We start from the raw sequence: 18703 nt of genomic DNA, 5'->3' as shown, positions 1-18703 counted from the left end.
GGCTCAGCCCCGGCCCCCGATGCGCGGATCGATGACCATATAGAGCAGGTCGACCAGCAGGTTGATGCCCACATAGATGGCGGCGATCATGGCGACGCCCGCCTGGATGACCGGGAAGTCCTTGGTCTCGATGGCCTGCACGATCAGGCGGCCGACGCCCGGCCAGGCAAACACCGTCTCCGTCACCACCGAGCCGCCGAGCAGTTCGCCGGTGAGGATGCCGATCATGGTCACCACCGGGATCAGCGCGTTGCGCGCCAGATGCCAGACGAAGATGGTGCCCGGCAGCAGGCCCTTGGCACGGGCGGTGCGCACATAATCCTCCTTCAGCACGTCCAGCATGCTGGAGCGCAGCAGCCGGGCGATGGAGGCGCTGACGAAGACGGCGAGCGTGAAGGCGGGCAGAACCAGATGGCTCGGCGAACCATAGCCGCCGGTGGGCAGCCAGCCGAGATCCACCGCGAAGAGCAGGATCAGCATGATGCCGAGCCAGAAGACCGGGGTCGCCTGACCGAGTAGGGCCAGAGTCATGACCACGAATTCAATAACCGACCCGCGCCGTGTCGCGGCGATGGAGCCGGCGAGCCCGCCGATGACGGTGCCGAGCACGATGGCGACGAGGGCAAGCTGGATGGTGGCGGGCATCCGCTCCAGCACCACCTCCATGGCGGGCCGGTTGAACTGGAAGGACTGGCCGAAGTCCCCGCCCAGCACCTGCCAGAAGAAGGTGAGGTATTGCTGCCACAGGGGCTTGTCGAGGCCGAGGGCGGCGGTCAGCGCTTGCATCTGCTCCGGCGACGCGCCCACGGGCAGCAGCAGCGCCACCGGGTCGCCCACAAGGCGCGTGACGAAGAAGACGATCGTCACCACGCCCCAGATGGCGATGAGCGCCTCGCCGAATTTCGCCGCCATATAGCGCGTCACGGGGCCGTCCTTTCGAGGAAGGAGCGGATGCCGGCGAGCACCTGTGCGTTGGCCTCGATATGGACGGAATGGTTCGCGCCCGGAATTTCCAGAAGCTCCGCGCCGGGCACGCGCTCGGCGATGAGGCGCGACTGGGAAGGCGGGCAGATCCAGTCCTCGCCGCCCACGATCACCTGTGTCGGCACCGCGATGCCGGGCAACTGGTCGCGCAGGTCATAGTCCTTCACGGCGAAGAGGGCGTTATGCGTCTCCGCGTGCAGGCTCAGCGTGCGGGTGCGCTCCAGCGCGGCGTCGGGATCGAAGGTCTCGAAATAGAGCGGCTGGAGGGCCAGCCAGATGAGGCGCAGCTCGGTGTCGTCGATGACGTCCGAGAACATCTTCTCCACCATGCGCAGGGAGGCACTGGGCGCCTTGTGCAGGCGCGCCTTGAAATTGGCGATGGCCTCCGCCTCATGGTGGTGGCTCGGCGCCGTGCCGCGCAGGATGAGGCGGGAGAGGCCGTTCGCGCCATATTTCACCGCATAGGTGAGGGCGATCATGCCGCCGAAGGAGCCGCCGATCAGGATGATGCGGCCGCCGCCGCACAGCTCCTGCCGGATGGCTTCGAGATCATCCGCGAACTGGCCGAAGGTATAGGGCGGCGTCAGCGAGGAGAGTCCGCAGCCACGCTGGTCATAAGCGAGCAGCCGATAGCAGTCGGTAAGGGGCAGGAAGGCCTGGAAATCGGCCCGGTGGTCGCCGATGCCGCGTCCGCCATGGAGCACGACGATGGTCTCGTCGTGGCCCTCTCCCGCCACGTCATAGACGAAGCGCGCCCCATTGAGCGTGATGCTGCGCGGCTCACTCGGCGGCATGGGTGCCCTCCCGTGGCGGCGCGTCCGCATCCGTCCATTCGTCGCCCTGAATCTCCGGCACGTCGAAGGCCTTGAGATTGGCGAAATGAATCTCGCGATCGGCCACGAACATCTCGCGCACGATGCCGCGCGCCAGCCGGTCCGCGCCCTCGCTGATGGCGGGGATGTCGCCGGAGAGCTTGCCGTGGCTCAGGGTCGCCGGGAAGTTGAAGCCGTGGATGTAGCGCAGGGCCGGGCAGGTGCCGGGCTCGCGCTCCAGGAATTCGAAGCTCTCGCCAAGGTCCGGAGAGGTCGAGAGCTCCTCATTGTCGAGGCCATCCGGCGCGGTGAAGCGGTCGCCCCAGAAACGGATGAAGGGCGCGACTTCCTCCAGCTCCGGCCGCAAGGACAGATCCACCCGGAAGCCGGTGGCGAAGATGATGAAATCGAGCTCATAGCGCCCCTTGGGCGTGGTGAGCACCAGATGATCGCCCTCCACCACGAGGCTCTCGATGGGGCTGCCGAGGTGGAAGAAGGCGTTGGCATGGCGCGAGACCCGCAGCGTGCTGTCACGCGGCGGCGGGGTCTGGGCGCTGAGCGTGTGATCGAGGAAGCGCCACTTCCAGTCGTCGGACAGGCCGGCGAAGCCATGCACCACGCCCTGGCTGCCAATGCCCGTGAATTTGTTGATGCGCGGAATGTCCGTGCGGCGGATGAAGAGGTCCACGCGGCCCGCGCCTTCCTCCAGCGCAGTGGCGGCATTGTCCATGGCCGAGGCACCGGCTCCCACCACGGCCACGCGCTTGCCCTTCAGGGCCGCGAAGTCAATCGGATCCGCCGAATGCGCCCAGAAGCGGCGGGGCAGGGCAGTGGCGACCGGCGGCGCCCAAGGTCCGCCGAGGCCGTCGCGGCCGGTGGCGAGCACCACATGGCGGGTGGTCACGGTCTCGGGGCCTTGGGGCGTCTCGATGGCGAGGTCCAGAAGGCCGTCGGCACGCGGGTGGATGCGCTTCAGCTCGACGCCATTTTCGACCGGCAGCTCCAGCACCTTGCGGTACCAGACGAGATAATCCATCCAGATCTCGCGCGGGATCTTGCCCAGCGCATCCCACGCCGCGCGGCCGAAGCGGGCCTGATAATAAGCTTGGAAGGTGAGCGCCGGCAGGCCCATGGCAGGTCCGGTGAGCTGCTTGGGCGAGCGCAGCGTCTCCATGCGCGCGTAAGTCACCCACGGCCCCTCGCGGCCCGCCGGAGCGCGATCGTAAAGCACGTGATTATCGACGCCGAGGCGCTTCAGCATGCCCGAGGCCACAAGCCCGGCCATGCCGGCGCCGATGATGACCACATCGCGCACCCGCCGGCCGTCCACGACGCGCGGCGGCACCCAGGACTTCGACGGCAGTTCCAGCCATTGCAGATCCTGCTTCAGGCGGGCTTCGAGGGCATCAAGGTCCATGGGGCGTTCGCCGGCCGTGCGTTCGGTCATCGGATGGGTCTCCCTTTGGCGGCGGTCGGGGCGGCATCGTCCGCGCCATAGACCGCATCGGCCAGCGCTTCCCGCTTGCCCGCCTCGTGCAGGCGGAAGCCGGGAAGGCGGCGGGCGGCCACCTCGCGCAAGGCGTCGTTGAAGGCGATGAGGGTGGAGGACAACGGCTTGGCCGCCGGGGAGACCGTGCCGAAGAGGAAAGGAATGTGCACGTCGAGGGGCTTCAGAACGAGGCCCTCGGGCAGCAGTCCGCAGGCGCTCGCCGGCTCGACGATGGCAACGCCCAGCCCCGCGCGGGCGAGCGACAATGCGGTGAGCGAAGCATTGGTATCGATGACGCGCAGCGGCGTGACGCCCGCCTGCGCGATAGCCTCATTCACCCGCCGCCGAAGACGGTAGGGGTTCGCCATGGTTATGATGCAGGCGCCGGCGAGATCGGCGATGCGGATCGTGTCCTGCGTGGCCAGCTCGGAGTCGGACGCCACCGCCGCCACGCATGGCGCTTCGCCGATCCAGTGCACGTCGAGGCCGGGATGCTCGACGGGCAGGCTTGCGATGCCGAAGTCCGCCGCACGGGCGAGCAGGGTCTGCACCACGTTCTCGGCGGAGAGGGACTGGATGTGCAGGAGGCGGGGCAGTGTGGTGCCCCCCATGGCCGCCAGCGCATCAGGCACGAGCCCTATGGAGAGTGCGGGCGTTGCGGCTACCTCGAACGGGCGGGCCTCGCCGCGCCCGATGGCGCCGGCCCGCTCGCGAATATGCTTCAGGCTGACGAGAAGGCGTTCCACCTCCTCGAAGAAGAGGACACCCTGCTCGGTGGGCGAGATGCGCGGGCCGTTGCGGTGGAAGAGGGGATAGCCGAGGCTTTCTTCCAGATCCTGGATGAGGCGCGTGGTGGCCGGCTGCGAGCGGCCGAGCAGGCGCGCCGCCCCGGTGATGCTGCCCGCCGACATGACGGCGGAGAAGGCATCCAGCTGCCGGAGATCCAGATCATTAAAATCCATATTCAGCATGATAAGGCTGGTACAATTCGTCGCAAGCATGAAAATATGGCACCGAGCACCCGATGGCGCCTGCGGAGCGCGCAGGCGCCATACGGATTGCACATAATAAAATAATTTCTATGTGTAAAGTGGATTGAAAACCGCCGTGCCGGGCCTCGACCCGACCGCGCGACAGATGGAGCGGACCTTCAGATGGATCATGTGATCGAACGGCTGGCGGGCGTCCGGCCCGGTTCGCCGCTCGCCGCCGCACTGGCTGAGCGGGCGCAGATCATGGGGCTGAGCCAAGCGAGCCATGACGCAGTGCTCATTCCCCGCGCCCCTGGCGGGCTGAGCCACGGCGAACGCGCCGCGCTGGCGGTGCGCATGGCGCGTGCGCTGGCGGACGAGGCGCTCGCCGCCCATTATCAGGGCCTGCTGTCCCAGGCGGGCGAGATGCCGGAACTCACCCGCGTTGCCGCCGGTCAGGCCGGGCCGTTCGCGCCGCGCCTCGGCGCCATCGTCCGGCACGTGGACATGCTCACTTTGGCGCCGCGCGAGGCGACGCGGGGCGACGTCGAAACCCTCACGGCGGCGGGCATTGCCGAGGCGGACGTGGTCCGTCTCGCCGAGCTTGCGGCCTTCGTGAACTATCAGGCCCGCGTCATCGCCGGGCTGCGTCTGCTGGGAGGCACGGCATGAGCGAGGTCGTCCATACCTTCACCACCAAGGTCCCCCGCTGGCGGCCCTATGTGACGCCGGTGCGCCTGGAAGAGGCGACCGAGGAACAGCGGGAGGCGATGAAGATCACGCCCTCCAACACCAAGGTGTCGGATTACGTGCTCACGCTGGCCCATGATCCGGAGTCGCTGGCGGTGCGCTCGCCCCTCTTCAACGCCATCATGTATGGCGACGATGGCCTGTCGCGGGCGGAGCGGGAATTGGGGGCGGTGGGCGCCTCGGTGGTGAACCGCTGCGTCTATTGCGCGGCGGTCCATGCCTCCCGCTACAACCAGCTCGCCAAGGCGCCGGAGGTCATCAAGGCCATTTTCGCCGCCGAGACGAAGGCGGAACTGGAGCCGCGCAATCAGGCCATCTTCGATTTTGCCGTGGCGGTGTCGAATACCCCGCCCGAAGCAGCGGCCGACCACATCGCGGCCCTGCGCGAACAGGGGCTGACCGATCTGGAGCAGGTGGACCTGATCCTCTCCGCCGCCATCTTTGGCTGGGCCAACCGCCTCATGCACACGCTGGGCGAGCCGGTCGCAACGTGAAGCGGGACGTCCGGCGGCGAATGCCGCCGGGCCTCCCATCAATTCCGCAGGCCGGGCGCTTCCTGGCCGGTGCGGGCCACGTATTCGGTATAGCCGCCGCCATACTGGTGGATGCCGTCGGGGGTGAGTTCCAGCACCCGGTTCGACAGGGCCGCGAGGAAGTGGCGGTCATGCGAGACGAACAGCATGGTGCCCTCGTAATTGGCGAGGGCGTCGATCAGCATCTCCTTGGTGGCCATGTCGAGATGGTTGGTGGGCTCGTCCAGCACCAGGAAGTTCGGCGGGTCGAACAGCATCTTGGCCATGACAAGGCGGGCCTTTTCGCCGCCGGAGAGCACGCGGCAGCGCTTCTCCACATCGTCGCCCGAGAAGCCGAAGCAGCCGGCGAGGGCGCGGAGCGAGCCCTGGCCCGCCTGCGGGAAGCTGTCTTCCAGGCTCTCGAACACCGTGTGCTCGCCTTCCAGCAGTTCCATGGCGTGCTGGGCAAAATAGGCCATCTTCACGCTGCCGCCGAGGGTCACGCTGCCGGCGTCAGGTTCCGTCGAGCCTGTCACGAGCTTGAGCAGGGTGGACTTGCCGGCGCCGTTCATCCCCATCACGCACCAGCGCTCGCGCCTGCGCACGGAGAAATCGAGCCCCTCATAGATGGTGCGCGCGCCATAGGCCTTGTGCACGCCCTTGAGGCTGACCACGTCCTCGCCCGAGCGAGGCGGTGTCTGGAATTCGAAGGCCACCGTCTGGCGGCGGCGGGGCGGCTCCACCCGGTCGATCTTCTCCAGCTTCTTCACCCGGCTCTGCACCTGCGCCGCGTGGGAGGCGCGGGCCTTGAAGCGCTCGATGAACTGGATCTCCTTGGCGAGCATCGCCTGCTGGCGCTCGAACTGGGCCTGCTGCTGCTTGTCCGCCAGCGCCCGCTGCTCGGCGTAGAATTCGTAATTGCCGGAATAGGAGGTGAGTGTGCCGCCGTCGATCTCCACCACCTTGGTGACGATGCGGTTCATGAAGGCGCGATCGTGCGATGTCATCATCAGCGCGCCCTCGTAATTCTTCAGGAACTGCTCCAGCCAGATCAGGCTCTCGATGTCGAGATGGTTCGAGGGCTCGTCCAGCAGCATGGCGTCGGGGCGCATCAGCAGGATGCGGGCGAGCGCCACGCGCATCTTCCATCCGCCCGAGAGTTTGCCCACGTCGCCGTCGATCATCTCCGGGCTGAAGCCGAGGCCGGCCAGCACTTCGCTCGCCCGGCCCTCCAGCGCGTAGCCGCCCAGTTCCTCGAACCTGCCCTGCACCTCGCCATAGCGCTCCACCAGCGCGTCCAGATTGTCCGCCTGCTCGGGATCGGCGAGGGCCTCCTCCAGTTCCTTCAGCTCGGCCGCCACCACGCTCACCGGGCCGGCGCCGTCCATCACTTCGGCCAGCGCACTGCGGCCGGACATCTCGCCCACGTCCTGGTCGAAATAGCCGATGGTCACGCCGCGATCGATGGAGACCTGGCCTTCATCCGGCAGTTCACGGCCGGTGATGAGGCGGAACAGGGTGGACTTGCCGGCGCCGTTGGGGCCGACGAGGCCCACCTTCTCGCCCTTCAGCAGGGACATGGACGCCTCGATGAAGACGATCTGCTTGCCGTTCTGCTTGCTGATGTTGTCGAGGCGGATCATGGGTCTTCTTGTCTCGGGGGAACGAATGGTCCCGCGCACTTAGGCCATAAGGGGCCGGCAGGAAAGCCCGCAGGCGCCTGCAACCCGTTAAGCGTGTGTCCGCTTCGTCACGCAATCGGCTTTCGTCCGCCGGGGTTTGCGCTAAGCTCTGCGGCGGGGAGGGGAGCGCGGTCCGGCCTGATGCGGCGCGGAACGTGATCCCGGCAGCCCATATTCCGCTTGGGGGGCGGAAGATGGCGGCAGGGCACTGTTGGTGGACGGTCTGGGATGCCCGCGCCTGCGGGAGGGCGGGGTTGCGCCTGTGCCTTGCGGTTTTGCTTCTTCTGGCTTCGCGCGCTCTTGCCATTGCCGGTGCCTGGACCCTGCCGCCCGCGCAATCCGAATTCTGGTCCACCACCACCATCGCGTCGGCCGGCTCCGCCTTCGGCCCTGGCTATGCGCTGCAGACCGGCACCGCCTATACCAAGGTGGAGCAGACGATCTTCGGCGAGATGGGCATGGCGGACGGCATCACCGTCATTCTCGGCTCTCAGTTCCTTGCCATCAGCGTCGATGGCAGCCGCCCGTCCACCTATGCCGGCATGGGCTACACGGATTTCGGCGCGCGCGTGCGGCTCTGGGAGGATGGGGGCGGCATCGTCTCCATGCAGGTCATCGGGCGTGCGCCCGGCGCCGCCGGCTCCGCCAATCCGGCCGCCATCGGCTATACGCAGTGGGAGGCGGATTTCCGTCTGCTGGCCGGCTTTTCCTTCATGCTTCTGGGGATGCCGGCTTTCGTCGATCTCCAGATCGCGCAGCGCCAGCGCTGGGGCGATCCGCCGGACGAAGCCCGGCTCGACCTCACGGTCGGGGCCGAGGTGGCACCGGGCTGGAAGCTGATGGCGCAGTCCTTCAACGTCATCTCGGAAGGCGCCGGCACGGGGCCGGACTTCGATCTGTCCTATGCCTATTACAAGGGGCAGGTGGCGGCGCTGGTGGAGATCGACCCGCATATGCGCGTCGGTCTTGCCGCGTTCACCACCTACCTCGCCCGCAACTTCCCGCAGGAGAACGGTCTCGTCCTGTGGGTGAACTACCGCTTCTGACGGCGACGCCTCACTCGCCCATGGGCGAGGCGGGGGCGGGTTCGCGCATGTCGTCGGGCAGGCCGTAATCGTCGCTCAGATCGCGGACGATCTCGGCAAAGCCGATGAGGTTGTCGTCGGGATCGCGGATCGCATCGAGAATGACCCGCGTCCAGATCAGCGTGCCGTTCTTGCGCAGCCGCCAGCCTTCCTTTTCATGGCGGCCGGTCTTCGTGGCCGTCTCCAGCACCTGCCTGGGCAGGCCTGCGGCGCGGTCCGCCTCTGTGTAGAAGCGGGAAAAATTCTCGCCCACGATCTCGTCGGCCGTATAGCCGTGGATCTGCTCGGCGGCGGTGTTCCAGGTCGAGATCTCGCCCTTGGGGTCCAGCATGTAGACGCCATGGGTGTTCTCGCCTTCCACCAGCAAGCGGAAGCGCTCCTCGCACCGCCAGAGCGCCTCACGGACGGCGCGGATCTCGCTGATGTCGCGGGTGATCTTGGCATAGCCCACCAGGGGGCCGAGCGGGTTGCGGATGGGGAAGATGACGATCTCGGCCCAGAAGCGCGTGCCGTTCTTGCGCTTCTGCCAGCACTGGCCGGTGAACTTGCGTTCCTTGGAGGCGATGGCGAGCGACTGGCGGGGCAGTTCGGCCTGATTGTCGGAGGAGGCGTAGAAGCAGGAGAAGTTCTCGCCGACGATTTCCTTGGTCTCGTAGCCGAGCAGGCGCTGGGCGCCCTCGTTCCAACTCACCACGACGCCTTCCGTGTTCATCATGTAGATGGCGCACTCGGGTACCGCATCCAGAAGGATGCGATAGTGCCCCTCATCGGTGAGTGACGCGTTGTAGCGATCCTCGGGTTCCATCGTCCCATGCCCCGTGACGGTATCGTTCAGTAAAACAAGCGACTGGTGCGCGCGACACGCAAACTGCGCCGAAGCCCGCTCTCAAGGAAGTGCTGAACGCTACTGTGGTAGCGCTTCCTGAGGCTTGCACCCGATCGGTACCAAAATGGTTCGAAAATGCGCGCGCTTCCTCGATTTCCCGCCCGCGCCAAGAGCATGATTTCGGGGTTTTGACTAGTGTTGGCTGGTCTCTGCCAGAAGTTTTTCGACGCTGGGCAGAATGGCCGGCACGATGCGGTTCACGCCGGCCGCCGTGGGGTGCATGCCGTCGGCCTGATTGAGGCTGCGATCTCCAGCAACGCCATCGAGAAAGAAGGGATAGAGCAGCACGCCGTGCTTGCTCGCCAGATCGGGATAGATGGCATCAAAGGCCTTCTGGTAGTCGGCGCCGAAATTGGGCGCGGCCCGCATCCCGGCCAGCAGCACGGGGATATTGCGGCCCTTCAGCCGGGTCAGGATCTCGTCCAGCGTGCGCCGTGTGATGTTCGGATCCTGTCCGCGCAGCATGTCATTGGCGCCCAGCTCGACGATCACTGCATCGGTGCCGGGTGGTACGGACCAGTCCAGCCGCGCGAGGCCCTGCGTGGAGGTGTCGCCGGACACGCCCGCATTGGTGACGGAGACGTCGTATCCCTTGGCCCTCAGGGCCGCCTCAAGACGCGCCGGAAAGGCATCGGCGCGCGGGAGGCCGTAGCCGGCGGTCAGGCTGTCCCCGAAGGCCACGAGATGGATGGTCTTGGCCGCTGCCACCTCGGCTGACAGGATCGTGACCGCCGTGAGCGTGACGAGGAGCCTTCCCGTTGCCGCCTTCCATGTCCCATATGAACGCAAGCGGCCAGACCGTAACGTAATCTCCGCACGGCGGACGACGCCCGTGATGGACTTCAGGATGATGGCGATCGCCTCCGGCATGGATACTCTCTCTTCTTCCGCTTCCCATTCGCCCGCCATTGCCCTGTCCGGCGTGGACCTCTCCCTCGGCACGGGCGCGGCACGCGTCCATGTGCTCAAGGGCGTGTCCCTCACCGTCGCGCCGGGCGAGACGGTCGGCCTCGTCGGCCCCTCCGGCTCGGGCAAGTCCACGCTTCTCATGGTGATGGCGGGTCTGGAGCGCGTGGACAAGGGGCGGGTGGAGGTCGCTGGCGAGGATGTGACCGCGCTCGACGAGGATCGCCTCGCGCGGTTCCGTGGGGCGAATGTGGGGATTGTCTTCCAGTCTTTCCACCTCATCCCCACCATGACCGCGCTGGAGAATGTGGCGGTGCCGCTGGAACTTGCGGGGCGACGCGATGCCTTCGCGCGGGCGGCGGACGAGCTTGAGGCCGTGGGCCTCGGCCACCGGCTGAACCATTATCCGGCACAGATGTCGGGCGGCGAGCAGCAGCGCGTCGCGGTGGCCCGGGCGCTCGCGCCTCAGCCGCCCATTCTGGTCGCGGACGAGCCCACCGGAAACCTCGACGAGGCGACGGGCCAGCAGATCATGGATCTGCTGTTCGCCGCCCATGCCGCCCGGCGCACCACGCTGGTGCTGGTGACCCATGATCCGGCACTTGCCCGCCGCTGTGCCCGCAACGTGCGCCTGCGCTCCGGCGTCATCGAGGCCGACGCTCCCGTCGCCAGCGCGGCGGCCGGCGCATGAGCACCGCCCGTCTTTCCGTCGCCTTCGCCTTTGCGCTGCGCGAACTGCGCGGGGCCAAGCGCGGCTTCGGCATCTTCCTCGCCTGTCTCGTCCTCGGCGTCATGTCCATTGCCGGGGGCGGCTCCTTTGCCCGCGCTCTCACCGATGGCCTTGCCCGCGAGGGGCGCTCCATCCTTGGCGGCGATGCCGCTTTCACGCTCATCCAGCGGGAGGCGAGCGATCCTGAGCGCGCCCTCCTCGCCTCCGGCGGCACTGTGGGCCGTGTGGCTCTCATGCGCGCCATGGCCCGGACCGAAAGCGGCGCCGCGACCCTTGTCGAGATGAAGGCGGTGGATCGCACGTATCCGCTGGTCGGCTCAGCGGAACTCGCGCCGCCGATGCCTCTCGATGCCGCTCTGGCGCTGAAGGACGGGCTTTATGGCGCGGTGGTTGACGAGACCTTCCTTTCCCGCCTGGAGGTGAAGGTCGGTGACGTCATCCGCATCGGCGAGGCCGCATTCCAGTTGCGGGCCGTGCTCGCCTCGGAGCCGGACCGTCTGGCCTCCGGCGTCGGCTTCGGCCCGCGCTTCCTCATTTCCGATGCGGCGCTCGATGCCACGAAGCTCATCCAGCCGGGCAGCCTCGTGCGCTGGAGCTACCGGGTGCGGCTCGATGATCCGCGGCCCGAAGCGCTGGCGGCTTTTGTCGAGAAGGTGCGGGCGGGTGCGCCGGAGGCGGGCTTCGAGGTCCGCACCCGCGATGCCGCTTCCCCTCAGCTCGAACGCAATGTGAAGCGCATCGCGCAATATCTGACGCTGGTGGGCCTCACCGCCCTTCTGGTGGGCGGCGTGGGCGTGGCCAATGCGGTGTCGGCGCATCTGGCCGAGAAGCGGGAGGTCATCGCCACCCTGAAGGCTCTGGGCGCGACGCGGGCCACCATCTTCACCACCTATCTGTTCGAGGTGGCGATCATCGCCGGCCTCGGCATCGTCCTCGGCCTTGTGCTGGGGGCCGCCGTGCCCTTCGTCGCGGCGGGCGTGATGGCCGCTTACATCCCCTTTCCGCTGTCACCCCATGTGGATGCGGTCGCGCTCGCTTTCGCCGCCCTCTACGGCGCGCTGGTTACCTTCGCCTTCACGCTCTGGCCGCTGGCGCGGGCGCAGGAGGCTCCGGTCTCCGCACTGTTCCGGGACGAGATCGGTGCCCGCCGGCGCTGGCCGCGCTGGCCCGCCCTCGTGGGCTGCGCGGCGGCGGTGGTGGCGCTCGTGGCCGTGGCGCTCGTGACGGCTGAAGACCAGCGCTCGGCGCTGATCTTCCTCGCCGCCTCCGCAGCCGTGTTCCTGCTGCTGCGGCTCGTGGCGCTCGGCATCATGGCGCTCGCCCGCCGCCTGCCGCGCCCGCGCGGCACCATGGCGCGCCTGGCGCTCGCCAACATCCACCGTCCCGGCGCGCTGACGCCCACGGTGGTGCTGTCGCTCGGGCTCGGCCTCTCGCTGCTCACCGCCATCGCCCTCATCGACCGCAGCCTCACGCAGGAGATTTCCGGCTCGCTGGCGGAAAAGGCGCCGAGCTTCTTCTTCGTGGACGTGCCGAGCAGCGAGCAGGAGGCCTTTGCCGCCTTCATCGCCACGCACGCGCCGGAGGCCGCCTACAAGTCGGTGCCCATGCTGCGTGGGCGCATCACCGCCCTCAACGACGTGCCGGCGGAAGAGGTGAAGCCCGCCCCCGATGCCGCCTGGGTGCTCCAGAGCGATCGCGGCATCTCCTTCGGCAACGAGGTTCCGGAGGGCTCGACGGTGGTCGCGGGGCGCTGGTGGTCCCCTGACGAGCCGGAGGCGCAGGTCTCCTTCGACCGCAAGCTTGCGGAGGGTCTCGGTCTCAAGCTCGGCGACAGCGTGACGGTGAATGTCCTCGGCCGCTCCATCACCGCCAAGCTCACCAATTTCCGCGATGTGAAATGGGAGCGGCTCGGCATCAATTTCGTGATGCAGTTCTCGCCTGCCACCTTCGCCGGGGCACCTTATTCCGTGCTGGCGACGCTCACCTTCCCGGAAGGCGCGGGATCGGCACGCGAACTCGCCTTCATGCGCGAGGTGGCCGCCGCCTATCCGGCCGTCACGACGGTGCGGGTGAAGGAGGCGCTGGATCAGGCCAACAAGATGGTGGGCGATCTTGCCTTCGGCATCCGCATCGCCAGCCTTGTGACGCTGCTCACGTCCATTCTCGTGCTGGCCGGCGCGCTGGCGGCGGGGCATCAGCACCGGGTCTATGATGCGGTGATCCTGAAGACGCTCGGCGCCACCCGCCGCAGCCTGGTGGGCGCCTATGCGCTGGAATATGCCGGCCTCGGCCTCGTTACCGCGGTCTTCGCGATCGGGGCAGGGGCACTGGCGGCCTATTTCGTCGTCACACGGGTGATGACCATCGCCTTCACCTTTGCGCCCGGCGCGGCGCTGGGGGCGGTGGTGCTGGCACTGGTGTTCACGGTGGGCTTCGGCCTCGTTGGCACATGGCGGGCGCTGAGCCAGCCGCCGGTGCGTGTGCTCCGGCACCTGTGATGTGGAGGAGGGGATGGGGACGCCGGCACCGCAGCAGATCTGGGGCACGCTCTCGCAGGCAGAGCGGGATGATGCCTACAACAACACCAAGGCGGTGGCGAACAGCGCCGACATCGCCGCAGCGCGCGATGCGGCCTCCGCCGCCTTCCGCGCCCGCCTGCCGCAGCATCTGGACGTGGCCTATGGGCCTGCACCACGCCAGAAGCTGGACCTCTTTCCGGCGGCGGATGCGGGTGCGCCCTGCCTTGTCTTCATCCACGGCGGCTACTGGCAGCGCAATGCGCGCGAACTCTTCGCCACCTATGCGGAAGGCCTCGCGGCCGCTGGCTGGTCTGTGGCGCTGCCGGGTTACACGCTCGCCCCCGAGGCGCGCCTGACCGATATCGTGGCTGAGATCGGCGCGGCGCTGGACTGGCTGAAGGGCTCAGGCCCGGCCCATGGCATCGCCGGGCCGCTGGTGATTTCCGGCTGGTCGGCGGGCGGGCATCTGGCGGCGTTCCATCTCGGCCATCCGGCGGTTGCAGCGGGCCTCGCCATCTCCGGCATCTATGAGCTCGGCCCGCTGCGGGACACCTATCTCAACACGGCGCTCCGCCTTACGGACGAGGAGATCGCCACGCTTTCGCCGCTGCGCCTGCCGGTGGTCAACAAGCCGCTCGCCATCGCCTATGGCACGCGGGAGGTGCCGGCGCTGATACATGACGCCCGCACCTTCCATGCTTTGCGCGCCGGCGCCCATGCGCCGGGCCCGCTGGTGCCGGTGGCGGGCGCGGACCATTTCACCATCCTTGCGAGCCTGTCGCAGCCCGATGGCCTCCTGGCCCGCGCCGCCCGCTCCATCCTCGCGGACGCGCTTTAGGCCAGATGTCAGGGCGTCATCCCGGCGCTCTTCATGAGCAGGCGGAACAGCAGCGCCGCCGCCCCCAGCGCCGCGACGCTGAGGGACCAGATGAGGATGAGCCAGCCCAGCCTGCGCACCCACACGTTGCCGCGGGATCTCCCCTCAGTCCTGTTCGAGGGTGCTGTATCCTTGCTCAATGGTAGCCATCCCCTGCGCGCACCTTGCCCCGGAACACATAATAGGACCAGGCGGTGTAGCCCAGAATGAAGGGGATGATGAACAGCGCGCCCACCAGCGCGAAGCCGAGGCTCTGCACCGGCGCCGCCGCACCCCAGATGGAGACGGCGGGCGGGATGATATTGGGGAACAGGCTGATGGCAAGGCCACTGTAGCCGAGGAACAGTAAGGCCAGCGCCAGCAGGAAGGGCAAGCCGTGGGACCCGCGGGCCAATGCCTTGATCATCCCATAGGCCGCCGCCAGCACCAGAAGCGGCACCGGCAGGAAGAACAGGAGGTTGGGCAGGCTGAACCAGCGGGCGGCGACGCCTTCATGGGCCAGCGGGGTCCAGAGGCTGACGCCGGCGATGACGGCCAGCAGGGCGAAGGTGATGGGCCGGGCCAGCGCGATCATGCGGGTCTGAAGCGGCCCTTCGGTCTTCAGAATCAGCCAGGTGCAGCCGAGCAGCGCATAGGCCACCACGAGGCCGAGGCCGGTGAAGACGCTGAAGGGCGAGAGGAAATCGAGCACACCGCCCGCATAGGCGCCGTTCTCGACCCGGAAGCCGTTGATGAAGGCGCCAAGCGCCAGCCCCTGGCAGAAGGTGGCGACGATGGAGCCCCAGGCGAAGGCGTGATCCCAGAAGGGACGGTGGCCTTCATCCGCCTTGAATCGGAACTCGAAGGCCACTCCGCGCCAGATGAGGCCCGCCAGCATGAAGATGAGCGGCAGATAGAGCGCGCTCAGCAGCACGGAATAGGCGAGCGGAAAGGCCGCCAGCAACCCGGCGCCGCCGAGCACCAGCCAGGTTTCGTTGCCGTCCCACACGGGGGCGACGGTGTTCACCATCACATCCCGGTCATCTCGGTCGCGGATGAAGGGGAAGAGGATGCCGATGCCGAGGTCGAAGCCGTCCATGATGACATACATCATGAGGCCGAAGCCGATGATGACGGCCCAGATGAGGGGGAGATCGATGCCCATGCTCATGGCTCACTCTCCATGGCCGATCGAGAGGACAGCCCCGGGCGCGGCCGAGAGCGGGCGGGACGGGCGCTGGTTGCGCCCGGTATCGGCCGCGGGATCGGCCCGTTCCGGTTCGGCCGGCCCGCCATGGCCCGGGCCCTTGCCCACGAGCTTCAGCATGTAGGTGACGCCGATCCCGAAGACGAAGAAATACATGATGATGAACAGCACCAGCGTGGTGCTCAGCGCCAGCGCCGAATGGTTGGAGACCGCATCCGCCGTGCGCATGACGCCATAGACCACATAGGGCTGGCGCCCCATCTCCGTGGTGATCCACCCGGCAAGGATGGCGATGAGGCCCGACGGCCCCATGACGAGGGCGAAGCGCTGGAGCAGAACGCTGTCATGGAGCTTCCCGCGCAGGCGCTGCAGCAGGCCGAGAGCTCCGAGCGCCAGCATCAGCATTCCGAGCCCCACCATGATGCGGAAGGTCCAGAAGATGACCGTCGAATTGGGCCGGTCCTCGGGCGGAAAATCCTTGAGGGCCGGGATCTGCCCGTCCCAGCTATGGGTGAGGATGAGGCTGCCCAGATGCGGCACCTCCACCGCCCAGCGGGTGGTCTCCGCCGCCAGGTCCGGCCAGCCGAACAGGATGAGCGGCACCGCCTCGCCGGGCGTGCGCTCCCAGTGGCCTTCCATAGCAGCGATCTTGGCCGGCTGGTGCTCCAGCGTATTGAGTCCGTGCTGATCGCCCGCAAGGATCTGGAGCGGCGCGGTAAACAGCAGCATCCAGAGCGCCATGGAGAACATGGTGCGAATGGCGGGCGTGCGGTGACCCTTCATGAGATGCCACGCCCCCGAGGCCGCGACGAACAGAGCGGTGGCGAGATAGGCGGCCAGCGTCATGTGCACGAGGCGATAGGGGAAGGAGGGATTGAAGATGACCTTCAGCCAGTCCACCGGCACCACGCGCCCGTTGATGATCTCGAAGCCCTGCGGCGTCTGCATCCAGGAATTGGAGGCGAGGATCCAGGTTGCGGAGATGAGGGTGCCCACCGCCACCATGACGGTGGCGAAGAAATGCAGCCCCGGCCCCACCTTGTTCCAGCCGAACAGCATCACGCCCAGAAAGCCCGCTTCCAGGAAGAAGGCGGTGAGTACCTCATAGGCGAGGAGCGGGCCGGTGACGCCGCCGGCGAAGCTGGAGAAATAGCTCCAGTTGGTGCCGAACTGATAGGCCATGACGAGACCGGAGACGACGCCCATGGCGAAGTTCACGGCGAACACCTTGGACCAGAAGAAATAGAGCTCACGGTAGGTCTCGTCCTTGCGCAGCAGCCACATGGCCTCCAGCACCGCCAGATAGCTGGCAAGCCCGATGGTGATGGCCGGGAAGATGATGTGGAAGGAGACGGTGAATCCGAACTGGATGCGGGCCAGTTCGAGCGCAGTCAGGCCGAACATGGCAAGGCTCCCGCATCAAGGCCGCAGGTGCGGCGGAGTGGGGGATGCGTCCAGGCATGGCCAAGGGCGCGTGGCGTCTGGGGGCAGCGCACGCTCATGATCGTCTCCATATGGCCGCACGCGCTCGGGCGGAGCGATGTGCGACGGCTCGCCGATGCTTGGGCGAGACTGTCCGGCACCCTGCTGTCCTGACGCCCGGGAGGAAAAGGGCCAGAGCGTCGGCGCGGAGTGCTTTATGGCAATTCCGCGCGGGCCAGCATGCCTAATGGATAAGTAAGCGCTTGTTGTGCGGTGCGGGATGGTCCGTTTTGTCCATGCGACAATATGGACGCATGCCAATGGCGCCCCGTTCTGGTGGCCGTCTCACCTGAAACGCCGGTACGCTCCGCCAGTTCACACCGAACCGGCTCTTGTTGCCGCGCGCGGTTCAGCGCGGCGCGGCGATGCGCTCGGACAGCCTCGCCGCAAACGCCCGTCCGGGGCGCTGGAAGAGGGCAGCATGCCGCGCCTTGGCTTCCTTGATGAGCCGCCCCTGCATCTCGCGCGCGGCGCCTGCCACGTCGGATATGAGCGCCTCGTGCTCGGTACCGAGCGCGGAGGCAAGGCGCGGCTTCAGCGCCTCGATGTCCTGATGCAGGCCCAGCACGTCACGCAGGCGCTGGGCCTTGCGCGCCCGGCCCGCGCCTGTTCCGGCGAAGGCGGCGATGAAGCTCATCTGATAGCGGTGGATGACCACGCGCTTGCGCAGCTCATGGATGGCGACCGGCAGGCTCCAGTCGGGCGACTTGCGGGCTTGGCGATAGCCCTTGGCGATACCGGCGAGAACGTCGGCTTCGCGGGCTGCGGCGGCCAGTCCGTCGGCAAGCGCGGCGCGGGCGGTCTCCAGAAAAGCGCTGACCGTATCGCGTTCCGGCAGAGCCGCATCCGGCGGGATCTCCGCGGCGAGAAGACCGGCTGCCGCCGTGGCCTCTGCGCGTCCGATGAGGCGGGCGTCCCGCAGTGCCTCCAGGGCGTCCTGTGCCGCCTTGAGGTCGCGGGCCGCGGACAGGGTTCGTGCGATCTGCGAGGCGGCGGTGCGCGCCGCCTTCGCCTCCGCCGTGGGGATGAGCCGAAGAAGTGCCCGATAATCCTTAAGCGCCTTGCGCACGTCATGGACCATCTCGGTGGGGTCGTCCTCGCCGACCGCTTCGGCCACCGCATCGAGGCGGTCCGACAGCGCTTCCGCCAGCGCCTGCCCGAGATCGGCGGCGATGCGGGCGGACAAGGTGTCGGCCGGGGTGGCCTCGGGTGCGATCTCTTCCAGGCTCATGGGGCCAGTCTGCCACATCGCTTGCCATTCGTCGCCCGATTGCGACGCTATGCCTAACGGCGGGCGAGGCCCGCCTGCGCAAGGCTGCGGGCGGCCAGCGTCGCCACCACCGCTTTCAGGAGATCGCCCGGAATGAAAACCGCGCTGCCGGCCAGCGCCTTGGCGAGCGGCACCTGGGCGATGGCTGCGAAGGCTGGCACGCCGATGAGATAGACGACCCCGATGCCGCCGAGCACGGCGCCAAGGAAATCGGCCAGCGGACGGGGACCGGGCAGGCGTGCGGCGAACCAGCCGGTGGCGAAGGCGCCGGCCACGTAGCCGGCGAGGAAGCCCGCCGTCGGCCCGAAGAAGACGCCGAGCCCGCCGCGTCCGCCCGACAGGAGCGGGGCGCCGAGCGCCACCACCAGCAGGAACAGGGCGATGGCGAGCGCGCCGTCCCGACCGCCGAGGGTGAGGCCGGCCATCATGACCACGAGCGACTGGGCGGTGATGGGCACGCCCGCGATGAAGGGCAGGTGGATGGGCGGCACCAGCCCGAGCATGCCCATGAGCGCGGCGAAGAGGGCGATGCGCACCAGCGCGCGGGTCTCCAGGGGGGCGG

At 67.7% G+C, this 18703-nt stretch carries 18 protein-coding genes; 6 read left to right on the top strand and 12 right to left on the bottom strand.

Annotated elements, in window-relative coordinates; all coding sequences use genetic code 11:
* Positions 1-3: 3 nt before the first annotated feature.
* From AZC_RS19435 to AZC_RS19420, 4 genes are read right to left on the bottom strand one after another with little or no spacing between them, the layout of a single operon-like run.
* Complete coding sequence (locus tag AZC_RS19435) at positions 4-924, bottom strand: ABC transporter permease (RefSeq protein WP_012172297.1); 921 nt, start codon at positions 922-924, stop codon at positions 4-6.
* Positions 921-1778 carry an alpha/beta fold hydrolase gene (locus AZC_RS19430; RefSeq protein WP_043879616.1) on the bottom strand — a complete coding sequence of 286 codons (858 nt, stop codon included), beginning with the start codon at positions 1776-1778 and terminating at the stop codon, positions 921-923. The genes AZC_RS19435 and AZC_RS19430 overlap by 4 nt, the downstream gene beginning before the upstream one ends.
* Complete coding sequence (locus AZC_RS19425) at positions 1765-3243, bottom strand: NAD(P)-binding domain-containing protein (protein WP_012172295.1); 1479 nt, start codon at positions 3241-3243, stop codon at positions 1765-1767. The genes AZC_RS19430 and AZC_RS19425 overlap by 14 nt, the downstream gene beginning before the upstream one ends.
* On the bottom strand, positions 3240-4256 hold the full coding sequence (locus tag AZC_RS19420; protein ID WP_012172294.1) for a LysR family transcriptional regulator: 1017 nt from the start codon (positions 4254-4256) through the stop codon (positions 3240-3242). The genes AZC_RS19425 and AZC_RS19420 overlap by 4 nt, the downstream gene beginning before the upstream one ends.
* 183 nt (positions 4257-4439) lie before the next feature.
* Between AZC_RS19420 and AZC_RS19415 the strand changes: the two genes are divergently transcribed.
* Positions 4440-4928, top strand: coding sequence for a CMD domain-containing protein (locus AZC_RS19415; RefSeq protein ID WP_012172293.1), 489 nt, complete (start codon positions 4440-4442; stop codon positions 4926-4928).
* Positions 4925-5500 carry a peroxidase-related enzyme gene (locus AZC_RS19410; protein WP_012172292.1) on the top strand — a complete coding sequence of 192 codons (576 nt, stop codon included), beginning with the start codon at positions 4925-4927 and terminating at the stop codon, positions 5498-5500. Before AZC_RS19415 ends, AZC_RS19410 begins: the two co-directional genes overlap by 4 nt.
* Before the next feature lie 38 nt (positions 5501-5538).
* Here the strand turns inward: AZC_RS19410 and AZC_RS19405 are convergent, their stop codons facing one another.
* The gene (locus AZC_RS19405; RefSeq protein WP_012172291.1) at positions 5539-7161 is read right to left on the bottom strand and encodes an ABC-F family ATP-binding cassette domain-containing protein; all 1623 of its coding nucleotides are present in this window, start codon (positions 7159-7161) and stop codon (positions 5539-5541) included.
* Positions 7162-7454: 293 nt separating this feature from the next.
* On the opposite strand from AZC_RS19405, the gene AZC_RS19400 reads away from it, so the two are divergent.
* On the top strand, positions 7455-8246 hold the full coding sequence (locus tag AZC_RS19400; RefSeq protein WP_043879615.1) for a hypothetical protein: 792 nt from the start codon (positions 7455-7457) through the stop codon (positions 8244-8246).
* Positions 8247-8256: 10 nt separating this feature from the next.
* Here the strand turns inward: AZC_RS19400 and AZC_RS19395 are convergent, their stop codons facing one another.
* The gene (locus AZC_RS19395) at positions 8257-9090 is read right to left on the bottom strand and encodes a PAS domain-containing protein (protein WP_012172289.1); all 834 of its coding nucleotides are present in this window, start codon (positions 9088-9090) and stop codon (positions 8257-8259) included.
* A 213-nt stretch (positions 9091-9303) separates the two neighbouring features.
* The gene (locus AZC_RS19390; RefSeq protein WP_081434049.1) at positions 9304-10041 is read right to left on the bottom strand and encodes an arylesterase; all 738 of its coding nucleotides are present in this window, start codon (positions 10039-10041) and stop codon (positions 9304-9306) included.
* On the opposite strand from AZC_RS19390, the gene AZC_RS19385 reads away from it, so the two are divergent.
* The 3 genes from AZC_RS19385 to AZC_RS19375 are packed head-to-tail and all read left to right on the top strand — an operon-like array spanning position 10040 to position 14164.
* Positions 10040-10768: an ABC transporter ATP-binding protein gene (locus AZC_RS19385; RefSeq protein ID WP_012172287.1), complete on the top strand. Its 729-nt coding sequence runs from the start codon at positions 10040-10042 to the stop codon at positions 10766-10768. The genes AZC_RS19390 and AZC_RS19385 overlap by 2 nt on opposite strands.
* On the top strand, positions 10765-13305 hold the full coding sequence (locus AZC_RS19380) for an ABC transporter permease (protein WP_012172286.1): 2541 nt from the start codon (positions 10765-10767) through the stop codon (positions 13303-13305). Before AZC_RS19385 ends, AZC_RS19380 begins: the two co-directional genes overlap by 4 nt.
* Before the next feature lie 13 nt (positions 13306-13318).
* Complete coding sequence (locus AZC_RS19375) at positions 13319-14164, top strand: alpha/beta hydrolase (RefSeq protein WP_012172285.1); 846 nt, start codon at positions 13319-13321, stop codon at positions 14162-14164.
* Between the two features lie 8 nt (positions 14165-14172).
* Here AZC_RS19375 and AZC_RS25195 read toward each other — a convergent pair whose 3' ends face one another.
* From AZC_RS25195 to AZC_RS19355, 5 genes are all read right to left on the bottom strand, one after another.
* Positions 14173-14289 carry a DUF2474 family protein gene (locus tag AZC_RS25195; RefSeq protein WP_244421743.1) on the bottom strand — a complete coding sequence of 39 codons (117 nt, stop codon included), beginning with the start codon at positions 14287-14289 and terminating at the stop codon, positions 14173-14175.
* Between the two features lie 50 nt (positions 14290-14339).
* Complete coding sequence (gene cydB, locus AZC_RS19370; protein WP_012172283.1) at positions 14340-15347, bottom strand: cytochrome d ubiquinol oxidase subunit II; 1008 nt, start codon at positions 15345-15347, stop codon at positions 14340-14342.
* Between the two features lie 9 nt (positions 15348-15356).
* Positions 15357-16793 carry a cytochrome ubiquinol oxidase subunit I gene (locus AZC_RS19365; protein ID WP_012172282.1) on the bottom strand — a complete coding sequence of 479 codons (1437 nt, stop codon included), beginning with the start codon at positions 16791-16793 and terminating at the stop codon, positions 15357-15359.
* Positions 16794-17220: 427 nt separating this feature from the next.
* Positions 17221-18102 (bottom strand): CHAD domain-containing protein, encoded by an 882-nt coding sequence (locus tag AZC_RS19360; protein ID WP_043879614.1) that lies wholly within the window; start codon positions 18100-18102, stop codon positions 17221-17223.
* Between the two features lie 53 nt (positions 18103-18155).
* Positions 18156-18695, bottom strand: a complete 540-nt coding sequence (locus AZC_RS19355; protein ID WP_043880538.1) for a biotin transporter BioY — start codon at positions 18693-18695, stop codon at positions 18156-18158.
* Between the last annotated feature and the right edge of the window lie 8 nt (positions 18696-18703).

Source organism: Azorhizobium caulinodans ORS 571, assembly GCF_000010525.1.
Taxonomy (GTDB): domain Bacteria; phylum Pseudomonadota; class Alphaproteobacteria; order Rhizobiales; family Xanthobacteraceae; genus Azorhizobium; species Azorhizobium caulinodans.
The sequence above is the reverse complement of the archived record's forward strand: the minus strand, read 5'-3'. Positions and strand labels throughout refer to the sequence as shown.